Consider the following 17,407-nt stretch of genomic DNA (forward strand, 5'->3'; position numbering starts at 1 on the left):
GCCCCCCGGCAGTGCCCGCGGCACTGTGCCCCAATCGTTTTATATGCCCGCTCGGATGTCCAGGGCGATTCGCCGGGTGTTGTGCAAGTGCAACACATCCGATCTTGTCCGGGACGGATCGCGATCCGGCTCGGTAGGGGTCGGAGGGCGTCCGCCTGGTGACCGGATTGGAACCCGGCGCCGGTCATCCGCGAAGATTGGGGCCATGAGCGCCCAGATTCTCGATGGCAAGGCCACCGCAGCCGCGATCAAGTCCGATCTGACCGCCCGCGTGGCGGTGCTGAAGGAGAAGGGCGTCACGCCCGGACTCGGCACGATCCTCGTCGGGGAGGACCCCGGCAGCCAGAAGTACGTGGCGGGCAAGCACCGCGACTGCGCGCAGGTAGGCATCGCCTCCATCCAGCGCGAACTGCCCGCGACCGCCACGCAGGAGGAGATCGAGGCGGCGGTGCGGGAACTGAACGAGGACCCCGCGTGCACCGGGTACATCGTGCAGCTGCCGCTGCCCAAGGGCATCGACGAGAACCGCATCCTCGAACTGATGGACCCCGACAAGGACGCGGACGGACTGCACCCGATGAACCTCGGGCGCCTCGTCCTCAACGAGCCCGCGCCGCTGCCCTGCACCCCGAACGGCGTCCTCACCCTGCTCCGGCAGTACGGCGTCGAGATCAAGGGTGCCGAGGTCGTGGTCGTCGGGCGCGGTGTCACCATCGGCCGCCCGATGCCGCTGCTGCTGACCCGGCGCAGCGAGAACGCGACGGTGACCCAGTGCCACACCGGCACGCGTGACCTGGCCGCGCACCTCAAGCGCGCCGACATCATCGTCGCCGCGGCCGGCTCGGCCCACCTGATCCGGCCCGAGGACGTGAAGCCGGGCGCCGCCGTCCTCGATGTCGGTGTCTCCCGCTCCGCCGATGGCAAGATCGTCGGCGACGTGCACCCCGGTGTCGCCGAGGTCGCCGGCTGGATCTCCCCCAACCCCGGGGGTGTCGGGCCGATGACCCGCGCGCAGCTCCTCGTCAATGTGGTCGAGGCGGCGGAGCGCAGTGTCGGCTGACGGCAGGGCGAAGGGGACACCGGGACCACCGGGGGCCCCGCACCGAGCCGGACGACCCGGGGCGTCGGCCGCCGACGCCCCCGGAAAGACAGCGGCCGAGCCCGCCGAGCCGCACCGCGAGAACGGCGCGCGCGACGGGGCGGCGCCGTCGGAGAGGGCACAGATGTCGAGGACGACGGAAACGACCGGCTCCGCCGCCGTGACCGGGCCGACCGGGGCGACCGAGACGGCCGCGGTGACCGGTCCTGCCGGGGCGACCGAGCCGGCGGGGCCGGCGGACGCGGCTGGAACCACCGGTTCCGCCGAGGCGACCGGATCGGCTGCGCAGGCGGGGGCGGCCGGCGCGGAGGCGACCGAGCCGGCCGAAGCCGGCGGTGCCGCAGAGGCGGCTGGGGTGGCCAAGACCGGCGGTGCCGCAGAGGCGGCTGGGGTGGCCAAGACCGCCAAGGCGGCTGAGACGACCGGTGCGGCCGAGACGACTGACACTGCCCGGTCCACCCCGTCCTCCGGGGAATCCGGGCCGAACAGGGCTGCCAGGGCAACCCAGGCCTCCGGCGACGCCGAGTCGGGCGGTTCGTCCCGGGCCTCCGAGGCGGGCGAGGCCGGCGGTGGTCCGGAGTCCGGGGAGAGCGCTGATGAGATCGATGTGTCGGATCACATCAGCGTCCCCGGGGCCGATGGGAAGCCCGTGCGTGGCACTCGGCGGTTTCCCCTGTTCACCAGGGACACCGCGCGGCCCGAGGGCGGTGGCCGGGCCGCGCCGCGTGAGGCGCCGGCCCCTGTCCGGCAGTGGCCCATCCTCGCCGTGCTGAGCACCGTGGCCCTCGGGCTGCTGCTCACCGCGCTGGACGCGTTCCGGGTCGGCACCATCCTGATCGGCGTCGCGCTGCTCGCCGGCGCGGCGCTGCGCTGGGCCGTCCGGGACGTCGGCATGCTCGCCGTCCGCTCCCGCTTCACCGACATGGCCACGTACATCGTCCTGGGCACCACCATCGTGCTGCTCGCGCTGATGGCCCAGCCCAGGCCGCTGCTGGAGATCCCGTTCCTCAAGGACACGCTGCACTTCACGGTGGGCGACGAGGAGACCGGCTGAGGCCCTCCCGCCTCGCCCCCGGCACCGGCCCCGGCACCGTGCGACGGCGGTCCGTCCCCTCCCCCGAGTAAGGACGGACCGCCGTCGCACTCCACGTTCCTGCACGGCGAACACCCTGTTCAACACCTGTCAGGCCGCTGTGTCACGGAAGTGACCATTCCGCCAAGGTGTCCGCATCAGGCCACGGCGACGGCACCCGGACGTCATCCGGGCATGGCAGCACAACGCCGGAGCGCGGGCCCTTCCGCGCGCCCCCGTCGCGCTTCTCGCTTCGCCTCACACCTCGGCCCCCGTCACTCCACGCCCCTCCAGGACACCCAGGCGCACGCTCCGAACGCCACAGCTCCGACGCCCGTACTGGTGGGAACCGGCGCACCCACGACCGTCGTCACCTGCTCAGACCCGCCCGCGAGCCGAGGAGGCAGCCCGATGAGCGCCTGGCAGCCGCTGCCGGACGAACTCCCCCCGGAGGTACAGCACTTCGTCGAACAGCTGCGCCTGCTGAAGGACCGCACGGGACTGAGTCTCGTCGCGCTCGGCGCGCGCACCGCGTACAGCAAGTCCTCCTGGCAGCGGTACCTCAACGGCACCCAGCCCCCGCCCCGGCAGGCGGTCGTGGCCCTGTGCCGGGTCGCCGGGGAGGACGCCGAACGGTTCGGCGCGCTCCGGGAACTGGCCCTACGGGCCTGGCCGCGCCCGGCCCCCCAGACGGTGCCGCCGACCCCGCCGTCCGACCCCGGCGCGGCGGGGGAGCGGGCGGAGAACGCGGCGGAGGCCTACGAGGACGACCCCACGCTCCCCTGGTGGGACACCCCCGCCGACGAACCGGCCCCCCGCCCGCCCGGCCGTATCGCCCTGTACGCCGCCCTCGCCGTCCTGCTCCTCATCGCCGCCGCGCTGATAGGGGCCGTCACGCTGTCGTGACGACCCCCGTCGGCGGCCGGGGCGCCGCGGGCACCGTCGGCACACGCCGTCACCGTCGGCACAGGCCGTCACCGGACCGTGCCGGGCCGGCCCCTCAGCCGCGCCAGTCGTACGCGGCGACCTTCCACTTCGAGCCGATCCTGACGTAGTAGTCCCCGTCGAGGCGCTTGAAGTCCACCTCGTGCGCCAGGCCCGCGTACGTCACCCCGCCGTCGCCGGCCGGCCCGTCGAGGAAGCCGTCGGCCTGACCGAAGGTCTCCTTGCCGACGATGCCGTCGACGTCCTCCAGGTCTTCCTGGGCCTGCCAGTACTTGGTCGCCGAGCGGGTCTTCCAGCCGAAGACCCCGTCGATGTCCCACGCGGTGAAGGTGTGCAGAGTGCCGCTGGAGTCCTTCCACTTGGCGCCGTCGGCGTACAGGACGCTCTGCCACAGCCGTGTCGCGTTGCTCTTGGAGTGCGAGTTGACGGACAGCGTGCCCTCGTCGCCCCAGTCGTTGTACGCGGCACCGGAGCCGTCGACGACGTGCGACGCGGACGCCGCGGCGAGCGGAGCGGCGGTGCCGAGCGCGAGCCCGGCCGAGGCCGTCACGGCGACGGCCGCGAGCAGCAGCCTGGCCTTGAGTTGCATGTGATCCCCCTGATCCCCGTTGACCTGTCGACGTTCACTGACGCACACGTTCCTCGACGGTGTGTACGAGGCGCACGAGCCCCTGTTCGACTCGGGTGACCGTGCCTGTGTGGTCGTTGTGTCGATGTGTTGACAAGTTCGAGGATGTGCGGCCGACCCGCTCGACACCAGGGCTAACGTGGGCATTTGGGATGAGCCGGGACGTCCCGTGCCTGGACCTGCGATTCCGCCCGGAAATCCGGGATGCCGGTGGGACACTGGACCACAGACCGTTGGGGGGCGTGCGACGGCGTGTGAGCAGGTCCGAAATGCTCCCGCGCGCCCCTTTTCGGGGAACTGGCATCCCTGCCGGGCGCATCCCAGTGGGTAGGCCAGAACGGGACTTCGGAGAGGGTCCCGGGTCGTACGGAGAGACGTACGGGGGGAAGAGGGGGAAGTAATGCCTCGTTGGAGGGCCTTGCCGGATGAACTCGATCCACAGGTCAGGGAGTTCGCGGGCCAGCTCCGCCGACTCGTCGACCGCGGTGGGCTGAGTGTCGCCGCGGTGGCCGACCGCACGGGCTACAGCAAGACGTCCTGGGAGCGGTATCTCAACGGCAGACTCCTCGCGCCGAAGGGCGCGATCGTCGCGTTGGCCGAGGTGACCGGTACCGATCCGGTCCACCTGACCACCATGTGGGAGCTGGCCGAACGTGCCTGGAGCCGTTCGGAGATGCGCCACGACATGACCATGGAAGCGATCCGCATCTCGCAGGCCCGCGCCGCCCTCGGCGAGACGGGCGGTCAGGCCACCGTCAAGGACGTCGGCGGCCGGAACGCCAGAGCGGGCCGCAGCGCCACCGCGACTCCGGGCGTGGCGGGCCCGGCGGGCGTCTCACCGACCGTCCCGGTGCAGCCGCGCTCCCCGAGCGATCGCATCCCGCGCGCGCCGTACGGGGGTGCGCACGCGCCGTCCACCTCGTCACCGTCCGCTCCCTCCGCCCCGTCCGTGTCCTCCTCCGCGCCGCCGTACGGCGGGGCCGGTGGGGCCGGGGCGGTCGCCGGGGGCGCGTCGCGCATCAGCTGGGGCGCCACGCCGTCGCAGCCGTCACCGTCGTCGGTCTCGTCGGGGGCAGCCCCGGGCTCCGCCTCGGTGTCGTCGGCTTCGTCGGGGGCGTCGTCCCGGGGCCAGGCCGGTGCCTCGGGTTCCGGTGGCGTCCGGGCCGGCGGTGACGCCTCGGCTCCCTCCGGTGTCTTCGGGCCGCCGCCCGGCGGTGGCGCCCGTTCCGACGAGGGTGACTCGCAGCCGAGGCGGCGCGTGACGATGTTCCTCGCCGGAGCCGTCGGCGGGCTCGTCGTGATCGCGGCGGCCTTCTTCCTCACCAACGGTGACGGCAAGGACCAGGCGGAGGGCAAGCCGCCGACCTCCCCGTCGACCTCGATCGGCGCGAACCCCGACCTCCCGGCCGGCGTGAAGTGCAGTGGCAAGGACTGCGCCGGCAAGGACCCCGAGACCATGGGGTGCATCGGCAACCTCGTCCGGACCACCGACGAGGCCACGATCGGCACGACCCGGGTCGAGGTCCGCTACAGCAAGGCCTGCCAGGCCGCCTGGGCGCGCATCACGGGTGCCACCCAGGGCGACGAGGTGCAGGTCACGGTCGGAAAGACCAAGCAGACCGCCGCCATCGAAGCCGCCGGCGACAACATCGCCTACACGCAGATGGTCGCCGTCAAGGACGCGGGCGAGGCCACGGCCTGCGCGACGCTGGCATCGGGACAGAAGGGCTGCACGGGGTAGCGGACCGCGCGGGGGAGTGGGCCGGGTGGGGCGGCGAGCTGTGCGGGGTGGCGGCCGCCGGACGTGCGGAGGGCCGGCGGCGCGGAGCGTTTCCCGGGGCGCGCGCCGCGGGAAGACCTCCCACCCGCGCCCCGGAGGGAAACGCGCCCCCGGAGGGAAACGCGCCCCCGGAGGAAAGCGCGCCCCGGGAAGGGAGCGTGCCGTGCGGGACCGGGGCACCCCGTCACGTTCGGTCATCACCCTTGCCGGAAAAGTAATCACGGCGTAAGTGGAATGCTCGACGAACTCCGGGGCAGGCGGAGAGTACCCCCACGGGAGTCCGGCCCGCCCGGGAGACGCGCACCGTCCTCCCGGCCCGGCACCCCCCCCACAGGCGGCCGCCTGGTCCCACCCCCCCCCGGACCGGCGGCCGCCTCTTTCGTGTCGGCCTCCCCGCGGCGCGATTTGTGGGGTGGGCCACACGAACCCCGGCCGTCCGGGATCCCGGATGCGCGATAGCCTGACCACCGATCTCTCTTGACGCCAAGAGATCGATCATTTGTACGTCCCACGGGGCGGGGACGCCCCACCGCCAGCTGTCATACGGAGAACGCCATGACCCGCACTCCCGTGAACGTCACCGTCACCGGCGCGGCCGGCCAGATCGGTTACGCCCTGCTCTTCCGCATCGCCTCCGGCCAGCTGCTCGGCGCGGACGTGCCGGTCAAGCTCCGCCTCCTGGAGATCACCCCGGCGCTCAAGGCCGCCGAGGGCACCGCCATGGAACTCGACGACTGCGCCTTCCCGCTCCTGGCCGGCATCGACATCACGGACGACCCGAACGTGGCGTTCGACGGCGCCAACGTAGGCCTGCTCGTCGGCGCCCGCCCCCGCACCAAGGGCATGGAGCGCGGCGACCTGCTCGAGGCCAACGGCGGCATCTTCAAGCCGCAGGGCAAGGCCATCAACGACCACGCGGCGGACGACATCAAGGTCCTCGTCGTCGGCAACCCGGCCAACACCAACGCCCTCATCGCCCAGGCCGCCGCGCCGGACGTCCCGGCCGAGCGCTTCACCGCGATGACCCGCCTGGACCACAACCGCGCGCTGACCCAGCTGTCGAAGAAGACGGGCGTCCCGGTCTCCGAGATCAAGAAGCTCACGATCTGGGGCAACCACTCCGCGACCCAGTACCCGGACATCTTCCACGCCACGGTCGCCGGCAAGAACGCCGCCGAGGTCGTGGGCGACGAGAAGTGGCTCGCCGAGGACTTCATCCCGACCGTCGCCAAGCGTGGCGCCGCGATCATCGAGGCCCGTGGCGCCTCGTCGGCCGCCTCCGCCGCCAACGCCGCCATCGACCACGTCTACACCTGGGTCAACGGCACCGCCGAGGGCGACTGGGCCTCCATGGGCATCCCGTCCGACGGTTCCTACGGTGTGGCCGAGGGCCTCATCTCCTCCTTCCCGGTCACCGTGAAGGACGGCAAGTACGAGATCGTCCAGGGCCTGGAGATCAACGAGTTCTCCCGCGCCCGGATCGACGCCTCGGTCCAGGAGCTGGCGGAGGAGCGCGAGGCGGTTCGCGCGCTCGGCCTCATCTGAGCAGCCCTCCCGGGGACGACCTCCCCTTAGCTCGCCCATGCAGGCCCTGTCCCGGTTTCAGCCAGGACGGGGCCTGTTCGGCGTGTTCGCCGCTATCGTCTGGCTACGCACGTCATGAGGAGCCGACGTCGGCAAGGGGGACGGGATGACGCGCTGGGACCCGCACCAGGGGCGCTGGGTGGACGAGCCTTCCGGACGGGGCGGCAGCCCCTGGCCGCGCACGGTGGCCATCGTCGCACTGGCCGCGCTGCTCGGCGGCGGCATCGGATTCGGGGTGTGGTCCCTGTCCTGGGACGACGACCCGGCCCGTACGGCGGCCACGGACACCTCCGCCTCCACGCCTCCGCCCTCCGTCTCGGCGGCGGGCCCCGAGGACGGCGGGACCACCGCCCCGGCCACCCCGAAGCGGTCGGACACCGGGGACGAGGACGACGCGGGGGACGGCGGTACGGTCCAGGGCGCGGACGGGGGTGAGAAGGGGAGCGACGGCGCCCCCGGCTACGTACGCTCCGACGACCCGGCGGGCTTCACCGTCTACGTGCCCTCCGGCTGGGACCGGACCGCGAAGACGCCGGCGGGCAAACCCCCCGTCGTGACGTACGAGTCCCCGGACGGCAGCCGGATCCTCCAGCTCTTCCAGATCAGCGAGGGCAGCCCCGCCGAGTCCATGGACCTGGCCGAGAACGAGAACTACGGCTTCGCCCGCCTCCCCGGCTACCGCGTCATCGACCGCGCCACCGCCGACGACGACAGCTTCGCCGAGGTCGTCTACCGCTTCGACGGTGACGGCGATCTGGGCCCCCGTCAGGTCGTCGACCACCGCTTCCGCACGGCCGACGACCAGATCTACGGCGTCCGCCTCAGCGCCCCCGAGTCGACCCCGCTCGACACACTGCGCAAACCGGTCACCATGGCGGTCGACTCCCTGTGCCCGGCGGGAGCGACCTGCGTACAGGGGTGAGCACAGGGGCGGCCTTCCGGAACCCGAGCCCCCCTTACGAGTCCCCCGTACGCGCCCCCTGTCGTGACCCTCCACCTCCACCTCTCACCTTCACCGCGACCTGCTTCACCTGCTCCAAAGGTCGCGGAAGAACTCCCGGACGTCCACGACGAATGCCTCTGGGGCCTCCAGGGAGAGGAAGTGGCCCCCGCGGTCGAGTTCGGTCCACCGCACGATGTCGTGGTCCCGCTCGGCCCAGAGCCGGACCGCCACATCGTGCGCCGAGACCAGCACGGCGGTGGGTACCTTCGCGCCCCCACCGCCCGTCTCGCCCCAGGAACTCGCGGAGATCTCCTCGTAGTAGATCTGCGCGGCCGACGCGGCCGTGCCGGTGAACCAGTACAGCGAGACGTTGGTCAGCATGCGGTCCCGGTCGACGCTGTCCTCGGGGAGCCCGTCCTCGGGATCCGTGAGCTCCTTGAACTTCTCGACGATCCAGGCCAGTTGCCCCACGGGGGAGTCCGTGAGCCCGTACGCCTCGACGACGGCCGCTGTCTGCTGCACCTGGGCGCCGAGACCCCGCGCGACCTCGCCTGGATGATCACTTCGGTCGACACCGACTTCACCCTGGACGCAGCGGCCTCCCCCGAACTCGCCGACGCCCTGCGCGCCCAGGCCGTCCGCTCGCTGGCGGCGGATCGCCCCCGGTTGGCCCTCCGCGGGAGTCGATCACTAGTCTGAGCGCCGGTAAAGCGCATATAAGCGGGTGGCCGGTTCTCGCGCACGCATCGCGGACCGGCCCCGGTACAACGGGGCTCACGAGTCCTACGGGGGAGCACACATGGGAGAGCAGCGCAGGCGGCTGCGGTCCAGCACGGTCGTACTCGGGGGGATGGGCGTCGTCGCGGCGGCCCTGACCTCCTGCGGTTCCGATCCGGACCGCCGCTGCGTGGACCGCGACAGCTACGACTACGCCAACGGCTACAAGATCATCGCCGACAAGAACTGCAACTCGGGCTCCAGCTCCTCGTCGTACGGCAAGAACCGCAAGAGCAACAGCAGCGGCAACCGCAGCCAGTCCGGCTCGGTCGACGCCGCCTGGTACTACGACGCGGACGTCAGCGGCGGCCGCGCCGACTACGGCACCTTCAGCCGCAGCGAGGCCGTCGACCGGGACGGCTTCGGCTGCTCGGGCGACGGTGACGGCTCCGGCTCCAGCGGCGGCTGAGCCGGCGGACGAGGCAGCACCATGGAACGCCGCACCATCGAACCCCGGCCTGGCTGGCAGGAGACCGTCGAGGAACAGGGGCTCATCTATCCCCTGACCCGCCACCCCGACGGCTCCCTGCGCCCGTACTGGGACGAGAGCGCGTACTACGTCTTCTCGCTCCCCGAGGTCGAGGCGCTGGAGGAGGTCGTCGAGGAGCTGCACGGGATGTGCCTGGCGGCGGCCGAACACATCGTGGCCGAGGACCGCTTCGCCGACCTCGGCATCACCGACCCGCGCCTCGTCGGCCTCGTCGCCGAGGCGTGGCGCCGACGGGACGAACTGCCGTCCCTCTACGGCCGCTTCGACCTCCGCTACGACGGGACCGGCCCCGCCAAGATGCTGGAGTACAACGCCGACACCCCGACCTCGCTCGTCGAGGCGGCCAGCCCCCAGTGGTTCTGGATGGAGCAACGCTTCCCGGGCGCCGACCAGTGGAACTCCCTCCACGAACGCCTCGTCGACGCCTGGGGGAAGCAGGCTCCCCTCCTGCCGCCGGGCAGCCCCCTCTACTTCGCGCACTCCGCCGGCGACGAGCTCGGCGAGGACCTGATGACGGTCGCCTATCTGAAGGAGACCGCCGAACAGGCCGGACTCACCACCGACTGGATCTCCATGGAGGACATCGGCTGGGACCGCCTCTCCGAACGCTTCGTCGACAAGAAGCTCCGCTTCATCCGCAGCATCTTCAAGCTCTACCCCTGGGAGTGGCTCACCACCGACCGCTTCGCCTCCCATGTCCTCGCCACCCTCGACAACGGCGGCGGCACCGGGACCACGATGTGGATCGAACCCGCCTGGAAGATGCTCCTCAGCAACAAGGCCCTCCTCGCCGTCCTCTGGGAGCTGTTCCCCGGCCACCCCAACCTCCTCCCCGCCTATCTCGACGGCCCCCGCGAACTGGCCGCCACCACCGGCTACGTCGCCAAACCCCTCCTCGGCCGCGAGGGCGCCGGTGTCACCCTCCACGCCCCCGACACGGTCGTCGCGCTCCGCGAAGAACCCTGCTGCTACCAGGAGTTGGCCCCCCTCCCGGCCTTCGACGACAACCACGTCGTCCTCGGCGCCTGGGTCGTCGAGAACGAGTCCGCGGGGCTCGGTATCCGAGAGTCCTCGGGCCTGGTCACCGACGAGTACGCCCGCTTCCTCCCGCATGTGATCCTCTGATGATCTTCTGACACGCCTGCCTTCTCCCGTCGTTCGAATGGTGGACGTCCCGGCCCGCCGCTCCGGACCGCCCGATAGGGTGGACGGCGGGTCGTGACTGGCGCGCTGGGATGGGATGGACCATCGGGGAGCGGCCCGGGGAAGATGAGTGCCGTGCGCCTGGGCCGTACCGTGAACGCTGAACGCAACGTCCGGAGGTCCCCATGTCAGCCGAGCCCCTCTCCCACGAGTCCACCGCCTTCCGTGCCGCCCTCGATGTGATCCGCGCCGTCGAGCCGCGGGTGGCCGACGCCATCGGCCAGGAGGTCAGCGACCAGCGCGAGATGCTCAAGTTGATCGCCTCCGAGAACTACGCCTCCCCGGCCACCCTCCTGACCATGGGCAACTGGTTCAGCGACAAGTACGCCGAGGGCACCGTCGGCCGTCGCTTCTACGCCGGCTGCCGCAACGTCGACACCGTCGAGTCCCTCGCCGCCGAGCACGCCAAGGAACTCTTCGGCGCCCGCCACGCCTACGTTCAGCCGCACTCCGGCATCGACGCCAACCTGGTCGCCTTCTGGTCCGTCCTCGCCGACCGCGTCGAGGTCCCCTTCCTGGAGAAGGCCGGCGCCCGCCAGGTCAACGACCTCTCCGACGCCGACTGGGCCGAGCTCCGCCAGGCCTTCGGCAACCAGCGCATGCTCGGCATGTCCCTGGACGCCGGCGGCCACCTCACCCACGGCTTCCGCCCGAACATCTCCGGCAAGATGTTCGATCAGCGCTCCTACGGCACCGACCCCACCACCGGCCTCATCGACTACGAGGCCCTGCGCGCCTCCGCGCGCGACTTCAAGCCGCTGATCATCGTCGCCGGCTACTCCGCCTACCCCCGTCTGGTGAACTTCCGGATCATGCGCGAGATCGCCGACGAGGTCGGCGCCACGCTCATGGTGGACATGGCGCACTTCGCGGGCCTCGTCGCCGGCAAGGTCCTCACCGGCGACTTCGATCCCGTACCGCACGCCCAGATCGTCACCACGACCACCCACAAGTCGCTGCGCGGCCCGCGCGGCGGCATGGTCCTGTGCGACGACTCCCTCAAGGACCAGGTCGACCGAGGCTGCCCGATGGTCCTCGGCGGCCCCCTTCCGCATGTCATGGCCGCCAAGGCCGTCGCCCTCGCGGAGGCCCGTCAGCCCGCCTTCCAGGACTACGCCCAGCGCATCGTCGACAACTCCCGCGCCCTCGCCGAGGGGCTGATGCGCCGTGGTGCCACCCTGGTCACCGGCGGCACCGACAACCATCTCAACCTGATCGACGTCGCCACCTCCTACGGACTCACCGGCCGCCAGGCCGAGGCCGCGCTGCTCGACTCCGGCATCGTCACCAACCGCAACGCCATCCCGGCCGACCCGAACGGCGCCTGGTACACCTCCGGCATCCGCATCGGCACGCCCGCGCTCACGACGCGTGGGCTCGGCACCGGCGAGATGGACGAGGTCGCCGGCCTCATCGACCGCGTCCTCGCCACTGCCGAGCCCGGCACCACCAAGTCCGGCGCCCCCTCCAAGGCCCAGCACGTCCTCGACGCGAAGGTCGCCGACGAGATCTCCCGTCGCGCCACCGACCTCGTCGCCGGCTTCCCGCTGTACCCGGAGATCGACCTCGGCTGACCCGGCCCGCTGACCGCCACCCGGCGGCGGGCGGCCTCACGACCGCCGCCGCTCAGACGTCCAGCAGCTCCTGACGGGGCTCCCGCGGCGGCCCGGACCCGTTCCGGGCCGCCGCGCGGCGCAGCAGGGCCGTGGCACCGCCTGCGCCGAGGAGCAGGCCCAGGGCCAGGGCGGGTATCGCCCAGTGGGCGCCGTCGGCCGGACCGGGCGTGCCGGCCGCGGACCTGACCTCGGCGGCTGCCCCGGCCGTCCCGCTCGCCCCGGCCCTTCCGGCTGAAGCCCCGGCCGTCGTGTCGCCCGCAGGGGGCTCGTCCTGCTCCGGGGCTCCGGGGGCCGGATCACTACGGGTCGGGCCCGTGATCTCCAGGCCGGAGAGAAGTTTCCGCAGCTGGTCCGGCTGCTTCGCCCTGTGCCAGACCCCGGCGCCCGGGGAACTCGAGGGCTCTTCGCCGGTGAGGAGCGTCGTGTGGATCCAGATGCCCTTGGTGTCCGGCGCGGCGGTGTAGACCCGGTCCAGCCGCCACGGCGTCACGTCGTGGAGCATCCACGTCACGCTGACGATGCCGCCGATCCGCTCCCCCCATATCTCCTCCCGGCCCCACTCCGGGGCCTTCTCCCCGCTCCGGTCGAGCTCGCCGCCCGCGCGGGCGAGAAGCCGCTCCAGGTCGTCGTACTCCTCGTGTGTGCCGTACAGCGAAGCCGTCCGCTGGCTGGTCGGAGAGACCAGCAGGACGCTGGTCGGTCCGCCGGCCGCCGACGGCGGAGCCCCCAGCAGCACCAGGGCCAACGCCGTCAGCAACGCGCCCACCGCCGCCGTCAGTTGTCGCAGTCCACGCATCCGACACCCCCATCGATCCCGGTGCGGCCTCTCCGCACTCGCGGTGTCATTCCTGGTACACCGCTCGAACCGCCGGGGTTCCCATCCGGCCGGGACCGATCAGTCCAGCGAGTTCGCGATCTCCCGCGCCCGCGCCTTCGACTCCACGCCCTCCAGCCGCAGCGTGAACGCGTCGTCGTGGACCCACAGCAGGGTGGGCCCCGCCGTCCGCTCGGAGCGGGTGAGGCGGGAGCCGTCCTCCGAGGTCATCCAGAAGCGCAGCAGGTGCGGCTCGGGGAACCACAGCGCGTCGTACGCGACCCCGTCCAGCGCGACCCACTCGACGGCCTGCTCACCGGCCACGGTCTTGCCGTACTCGGGGGCCAGCCGGGCCGCGTACTCGTCGAGCCGGACGGTCCCTCCGCGCTCGTCCCAGCAGAGGGTGATCACGAAGCGGTCCTTCGGCGCGCGGGTGACCGACACCGCGTCCGGACTGCCGAGCGCGCCCGGCACGAGCGGAGCGAACCCGGCCCGCCGCCCGGCCTCGGCGAGCGAGACAGGCTCCGGGCAGCCGGGCACCCTCGCGCCCGGCGAAGGTGTCGCCGACGGGTCGTACCGCACCTCGACCCCGCCGAAGCGGAACCAGTCGGCGACCGCCGCCCGCACCGGAGGGGTGAGGACGAGGGCCGTGAGCAACCCGCACAGCGCGGCGATCAGCGCGCGCCACCGTGTCCGGGCCCACCGGCGCACCGCCCGCAGCCGCTCCCCGGGCCCCGGCGGCTCGGGCACCGGCGTGGGCACCCGCTCGGCGAGTATCTGCTGGAGGACGCGCTCGACCATGGTCTCGTCCCCGTCGCTCCCCGGCCGGTCCAGCGCCCGCCCGAGCGCCCGCAACTCCCCGGGCAACCGGGCGTCACGCACCTCACCCTCCGTGTCCCCCCCGTCCCGCCACCGTCCTCGACCCCGCGCCTCGGCACGACCCGGGTCCTCGCCCGGCCCCCGCTCCTCGCCGGGCCCCCACTCCTCGTCCCCGCCCGGTTCACGCACGCCCCTCACCCCCTCCCCCCTTCCGGCCCAGCGCTTCCCCCGGCTCGCATTCCGGCAGGAGGCGGCTCAGCTTGCGCAGTGCTCGGCTCAGGCGGGATTTCACCGTGCCTCGGGGCCAGCCCAGCGCGGCCGCCGTCTCGGGCTCGTCCATCTCCAGCAGATAGCGGTAGGTGACGACCAGCCGGTGTTCCTCGCTCAGCCTCTCCAGGGCGCCCAGAAGCGCGACACGCCGCTCTATCTCCAGCGCGGCGACCGCCGGGTCGGCCGAGGGCGGTATCAGCGGCTCGGCCTCGACGAAGGCGGCCTCCCGGTCGGCCAGCGACCGCTGGCGCCCCGCTGTCCGCACTGTGTTCCTCGTCTCATTGGCCACGATCGACAGGAGCCACGGCCGGAACGCGGCACCGTCCCGGAAGCGGCCCAGTGTGCAGTAGGCCTTGAAGAAGGCCTGCTGCACCACGTCCTCCGCGTCCGCTCCGGCGCCGAGCGCCCGCGCCGCCCGCAGCGCGATGCCCGTATGGGCGCGCACCAGCTCCGCATAGGCCTCCGGCTCCCCGGCGCGTACGCGTGCGATCACCGCGGCCTCATCGACGATGCGGCCCCCCTCCCGCGTTCTCACATCATGGGTACACCGCCCGGACCGGATCGGTTCCCACCCGTGTCACATCTGTTTCCGGTCGGTTCCGGAACGGCCCCCGATACCTGAGAGAATGGTGAGCATGGCCTCTGATCGACCCCGCGTGCTCTCCGGCATCCAGCCCACCGCCGGCTCGTTCCACCTCGGCAACTACCTCGGCGCCGTCCGCCAGTGGGTGGCCCTGCAGGAGTCCCACGACGCGTTCTACATGGTCGTCGACCTGCACGCGATCACCGTCGCGCAGGACCCCGCGGCCCTGCGCGCCAACACCAGGCTCGCCGCCGCGCAGCTGCTCGCCGCCGGTCTCGACCCGGAGCGCTGCACGCTCTTCGTCCAGAGCCACGTCCCCGAGCACGCGCAGCTCGGCTGGGTCATGAACTGCCTCACCGGCTTCGGCGAGGCCTCCCGTATGACCCAGTTCAAGGACAAGTCCGCCAAGCAGGGCGCCGACCGCGCGAGCGTCGGCCTCTTCACGTACCCGATCCTCCAGGTCGCGGACATCCTGCTCTACCAGGCGAACGAGGTGCCGGTCGGCGAGGACCAGCGCCAGCACATCGAGCTGACCCGTGACCTCGCCGAGCGCTTCAACGGCCGCTTCGGCGAGACCTTCACGATCCCGAAGCCGTACATCCTGAAGGAGACGGCGAAGATCTACGACCTCCAGGACCCCGCGATCAAGATGAGCAAGTCCGCGTCGACCCCGAAGGGGTTGATCAACCTGCTCGACGATCCGAAGGCCACCGCCAAGAAGGTCAAGAGCGCGGTCACCGACACCGACACGGTGGTCCGCTTCGACACCGCGGAGAAGCCGGGTGTCAGCAACCTGCTGAGCATCTACTCGACCCTCACGGGGGCGGGTATCGCGGAACTGGAGCAGAAGTACGTCGGCAAGGGCTACGGTGCGCTCAAGACGGACCTCGCCGAGGTCATGGTCGAGTTCGTGACGCCGTTCCGGGAGCGCACCCAGCAGCATCTGGACGACCCGGAGACGCTCGACTCGATCCTGGCCGAGGGGGCCGAGAAGGCGCGCGCGGTCGCGGCGGAGACGCTCGCCCAGGTGTACGACGCGGTGGGCTTCCTGCCCGCCAAGCACTGAGCCGCACCACCTCTGCCCCCGAGCGCCTGTCGCACCACCGGTCGCACCACCGACAGCGCCGCACATCACTCCCGCTGCGCCTGCCCGGAGGACCGCCGTGGCCGTACAGTCGATAGCCGGTACGACGGACAGCCGGTACGACCGACAGGCCGTACATCGATTGTCCGTGCGACCGACAGGCTGGACGACCGACTGTCCGTACGACCGACGACAGGCACGACGGACCGTGGCTGACAAGGACTACGACAACTCGCATGACTCGACGACAGGAGACGACGTGGGGACCGTAACGATCGGTGTGTCGATCGCGGTCCCGGAGCCCCACGGCAGCCAGCTCCAGGAGCGGCGCGCGGGCTTCGGCGACGCCGCGGCTCACGGCATCCCCACCCATGTCACGTTGCTGCCGCCGACCGAGGTCGAGGACGCCGACATCCCGGCGATCGAGCAGCATCTCCGGGAGGTCGCGGCGGCCGGGCGGCCCTTCCCGATGCGGCTGTCCGGCACGGGCACCTTCCGCCCGCTGTCGCCCGTCGTGTACGTGCGGGTCGTCGAGGGCGCCGAGGCCTGCACCTGGTTGCAGAAGCAGGTCCGGGACGCCTCGGGGCCGGTGGCACGCGAGTTGAACTTCCCGTACCACCCGCATGTCACCGTGGCGCACGGCATCGCCGAGGAGGCGATGGACCGGGCGTTCGAGGAGCTCGCCGGGTACGAGGCCGAGTGGCCCTGCACCGGGTTCGCGCTCTACGAGCAGGGGTCCGACGGCGTCTGGCGCAAGCTGCGGGAGTTCGCGTTCGGGGGGTCCGTGGTGCCGCCGCAGGCGGGGGCGCCGGTCGGGGACACGACGCTTCCCGCGCGCTGAGGTGGGTCGCGGGGCGCTGGGGTTGTTCGCGTAGTTCCCCGCGCCCCTGAGACGAGAGGTGCGCGGCCCTTCTAGAGCGGCAGGCGGCGGAAGAGCGCCCTCGGTACGTGCCTCAGGGCCGCCATCACCAGGCGTAGCGAGCCCGGGACCCAGACCGTCTCCGAGCGGCGGCGCAGGCCCAGTTCGATGGCGGTGGCCACGGCCTCCGGCGTCGTGGCGAAGAGGTTCTCCTGGCGGCCCGCCGTCATGCTCGTGCGGACGAAGCCGGGGCGGACGAGCATGACGTGGGCGCCGGTGCCGTGGAGCGCGTCGCCGAGGCCCTGTGTGAAGGTGTCGAGGCCGGCCTTGCTGGAGCCGTAGATGAAGTTGGAGCGGCGGGCCCGCTCGGCGGCGACGGAGGACAGCACGACCAGGGAGCCGTGGCCCTGCGCCTGGAGCGCCCGCGCGCACACCAGGGCGGACGAGACGGCGCCGGTGTAGTTGGTCTGCGCGACGCGCGCGGCGGAGACCGGGTCGCGCTCGTCGTTCGCCTGGTCGCCGAGGACGCCGAAGGCGAGCAGGACCATGTCGATGTCGCCCTCGGCGAAGACCTTGCCGAGGATCGCCTCGTGGGACTCGGGGTCGAGCGCGTCGAAGGTGATGGTGTGGGTCTCCGCGCCGAGGCCGCGCAGATGGGTGGCCGCGTTCTCCAGGGCCTGCGACGGGCGCCCCGCCAGCCACACCGTGCGGGTGCGGCGGGCGATCAGCCGGCGGGCCGTGGCGAGCGCGATGTCCGACGTACCGCCGAGGATCAGCAGGGACTGGGGGGTGCCGAAGGCGTCCTTCATGACAGCTCCTGGGTGTGGGGGACACAAGGGGT

General features: G+C 72.1%; 18 protein-coding genes and 1 riboswitch. Of the genes, 12 read left to right on the forward strand and 6 right to left on the reverse strand.

Annotated features, from left to right (window positions below; translation table 11 throughout):
• The first annotated feature begins 205 nt into the window (after positions 1-205).
• From HW837_RS21675 to HW837_RS21685, 3 genes are all read left to right on the forward strand, one after another.
• On the forward strand, positions 206-1,060 hold the full coding sequence (locus tag HW837_RS21675; RefSeq protein WP_193380573.1) for a bifunctional methylenetetrahydrofolate dehydrogenase/methenyltetrahydrofolate cyclohydrolase: 855 nt from the start codon (positions 206-208) through the stop codon (positions 1,058-1,060).
• Between the two features lie 430 nt (positions 1,061-1,490).
• Positions 1,491-2,153, forward strand: coding sequence for a DUF3017 domain-containing protein (locus HW837_RS21680; protein ID WP_390623572.1), 663 nt, complete (start codon positions 1,491-1,493; stop codon positions 2,151-2,153).
• 429 nt (positions 2,154-2,582) lie between these two features.
• Positions 2,583-3,077 (forward strand): helix-turn-helix domain-containing protein, encoded by a 495-nt coding sequence (locus HW837_RS21685; protein ID WP_045559547.1) that lies wholly within the window; start codon positions 2,583-2,585, stop codon positions 3,075-3,077.
• Positions 3,078-3,171: 94 nt separating this feature from the next.
• Here HW837_RS21685 and HW837_RS21690 read toward each other — a convergent pair whose 3' ends face one another.
• Positions 3,172-3,705, reverse strand: a complete 534-nt coding sequence (locus HW837_RS21690) for a peptidoglycan-binding domain-containing protein (protein WP_045559548.1) — start codon at positions 3,703-3,705, stop codon at positions 3,172-3,174.
• Between the two features lie 439 nt (positions 3,706-4,144).
• On the opposite strand from HW837_RS21690, the gene HW837_RS21695 reads away from it, so the two are divergent.
• The 3 genes from HW837_RS21695 (at position 4,145) to HW837_RS21705 (ending at position 8,030) form a co-directional block, all read left to right on the forward strand.
• Positions 4,145-5,485: a helix-turn-helix domain-containing protein gene (locus tag HW837_RS21695; RefSeq protein WP_193380574.1), complete on the forward strand. Its 1,341-nt coding sequence runs from the start codon at positions 4,145-4,147 to the stop codon at positions 5,483-5,485.
• 594 nt (positions 5,486-6,079) lie between these two features.
• The gene (locus tag HW837_RS21700; RefSeq protein WP_045559550.1) at positions 6,080-7,069 is read left to right on the forward strand and encodes a malate dehydrogenase; all 990 of its coding nucleotides are present in this window, start codon (positions 6,080-6,082) and stop codon (positions 7,067-7,069) included.
• A gap of 145 nt (positions 7,070-7,214) precedes the next feature.
• A complete protein-coding gene (locus tag HW837_RS21705) occupies positions 7,215-8,030 on the forward strand; it encodes a hypothetical protein (RefSeq protein WP_045559551.1) in 816 nt (271 codons plus the stop codon).
• Positions 8,031-8,135: 105 nt separating this feature from the next.
• Here HW837_RS21705 and HW837_RS21710 read toward each other — a convergent pair whose 3' ends face one another.
• Complete coding sequence (locus tag HW837_RS21710; protein ID WP_196789446.1) at positions 8,136-8,522, reverse strand: alpha/beta fold hydrolase; 387 nt, start codon at positions 8,520-8,522, stop codon at positions 8,136-8,138.
• Between HW837_RS21710 and HW837_RS21715 the strand changes: the two genes are divergently transcribed.
• The 4 genes from HW837_RS21715 to HW837_RS21730 all read left to right on the forward strand — a co-directional run bounded on the left by HW837_RS21715 (position 8,514) and on the right by HW837_RS21730 (position 12,095).
• Positions 8,514-8,750: a hypothetical protein gene (locus HW837_RS21715; RefSeq protein ID WP_177261937.1), complete on the forward strand. Its 237-nt coding sequence runs from the start codon at positions 8,514-8,516 to the stop codon at positions 8,748-8,750. The two genes, HW837_RS21710 and HW837_RS21715, sit on opposite strands and share 9 nt — an antisense overlap.
• Positions 8,751-8,850: 100 nt before the next feature.
• Positions 8,851-9,237 (forward strand): hypothetical protein, encoded by a 387-nt coding sequence (locus HW837_RS21720; RefSeq protein ID WP_045559552.1) that lies wholly within the window; start codon positions 8,851-8,853, stop codon positions 9,235-9,237.
• A gap of 21 nt (positions 9,238-9,258) precedes the next feature.
• Positions 9,259-10,443, forward strand: a complete 1,185-nt coding sequence (locus tag HW837_RS21725; RefSeq protein ID WP_045559553.1) for a glutathionylspermidine synthase family protein — start codon at positions 9,259-9,261, stop codon at positions 10,441-10,443.
• An 83-nt stretch (positions 10,444-10,526) separates the two neighbouring features.
• A riboswitch (ZMP/ZTP riboswitch) is annotated at positions 10,527-10,615 on the forward strand.
• A 31-nt stretch (positions 10,616-10,646) separates the two neighbouring features.
• Positions 10,647-12,095 (forward strand): glycine hydroxymethyltransferase, encoded by a 1,449-nt coding sequence (locus HW837_RS21730; protein WP_045559554.1) that lies wholly within the window; start codon positions 10,647-10,649, stop codon positions 12,093-12,095.
• Positions 12,096-12,147: 52 nt separating this feature from the next.
• Here HW837_RS21730 and HW837_RS21735 read toward each other — a convergent pair whose 3' ends face one another.
• The 3 genes from HW837_RS21735 to HW837_RS21745 form a co-directional block, all read right to left on the reverse strand.
• Positions 12,148-12,933 (reverse strand): hypothetical protein, encoded by a 786-nt coding sequence (locus tag HW837_RS21735; RefSeq protein WP_045559555.1) that lies wholly within the window; start codon positions 12,931-12,933, stop codon positions 12,148-12,150.
• Positions 12,934-13,032: 99 nt separating this feature from the next.
• Positions 13,033-13,833, reverse strand: a complete 801-nt coding sequence (locus tag HW837_RS21740) for a hypothetical protein (RefSeq protein ID WP_045559556.1) — start codon at positions 13,831-13,833, stop codon at positions 13,033-13,035.
• 118 nt (positions 13,834-13,951) lie between these two features.
• Complete coding sequence (locus HW837_RS21745; protein ID WP_078853641.1) at positions 13,952-14,575, reverse strand: RNA polymerase sigma factor; 624 nt, start codon at positions 14,573-14,575, stop codon at positions 13,952-13,954.
• 100 nt (positions 14,576-14,675) lie between these two features.
• On the opposite strand from HW837_RS21745, the gene trpS reads away from it, so the two are divergent.
• Together trpS and HW837_RS21755 are read left to right on the forward strand one after the other, a co-directional pair.
• Positions 14,676-15,689: a tryptophan--tRNA ligase gene (trpS, locus tag HW837_RS21750; RefSeq protein WP_045559624.1), complete on the forward strand. Its 1,014-nt coding sequence runs from the start codon at positions 14,676-14,678 to the stop codon at positions 15,687-15,689.
• Positions 15,690-15,966: 277 nt separating this feature from the next.
• Positions 15,967-16,548 (forward strand): 2'-5' RNA ligase family protein, encoded by a 582-nt coding sequence (locus HW837_RS21755; RefSeq protein WP_045559558.1) that lies wholly within the window; start codon positions 15,967-15,969, stop codon positions 16,546-16,548.
• Positions 16,549-16,619: 71 nt separating this feature from the next.
• On the opposite strand, the gene HW837_RS21760 is transcribed toward HW837_RS21755, so the two are convergent.
• Positions 16,620-17,375, reverse strand: coding sequence for a decaprenylphospho-beta-D-erythro-pentofuranosid-2-ulose 2-reductase (locus HW837_RS21760; RefSeq protein WP_193380575.1), 756 nt, complete (start codon positions 17,373-17,375; stop codon positions 16,620-16,622).
• Between the last annotated feature and the right edge of the window lie 32 nt (positions 17,376-17,407).

Source organism: Streptomyces caniscabiei (assembly GCF_014930365.1).
GTDB classification, from domain to species: Bacteria; Actinomycetota; Actinomycetes; order Streptomycetales; family Streptomycetaceae; genus Streptomyces; species Streptomyces caniscabiei.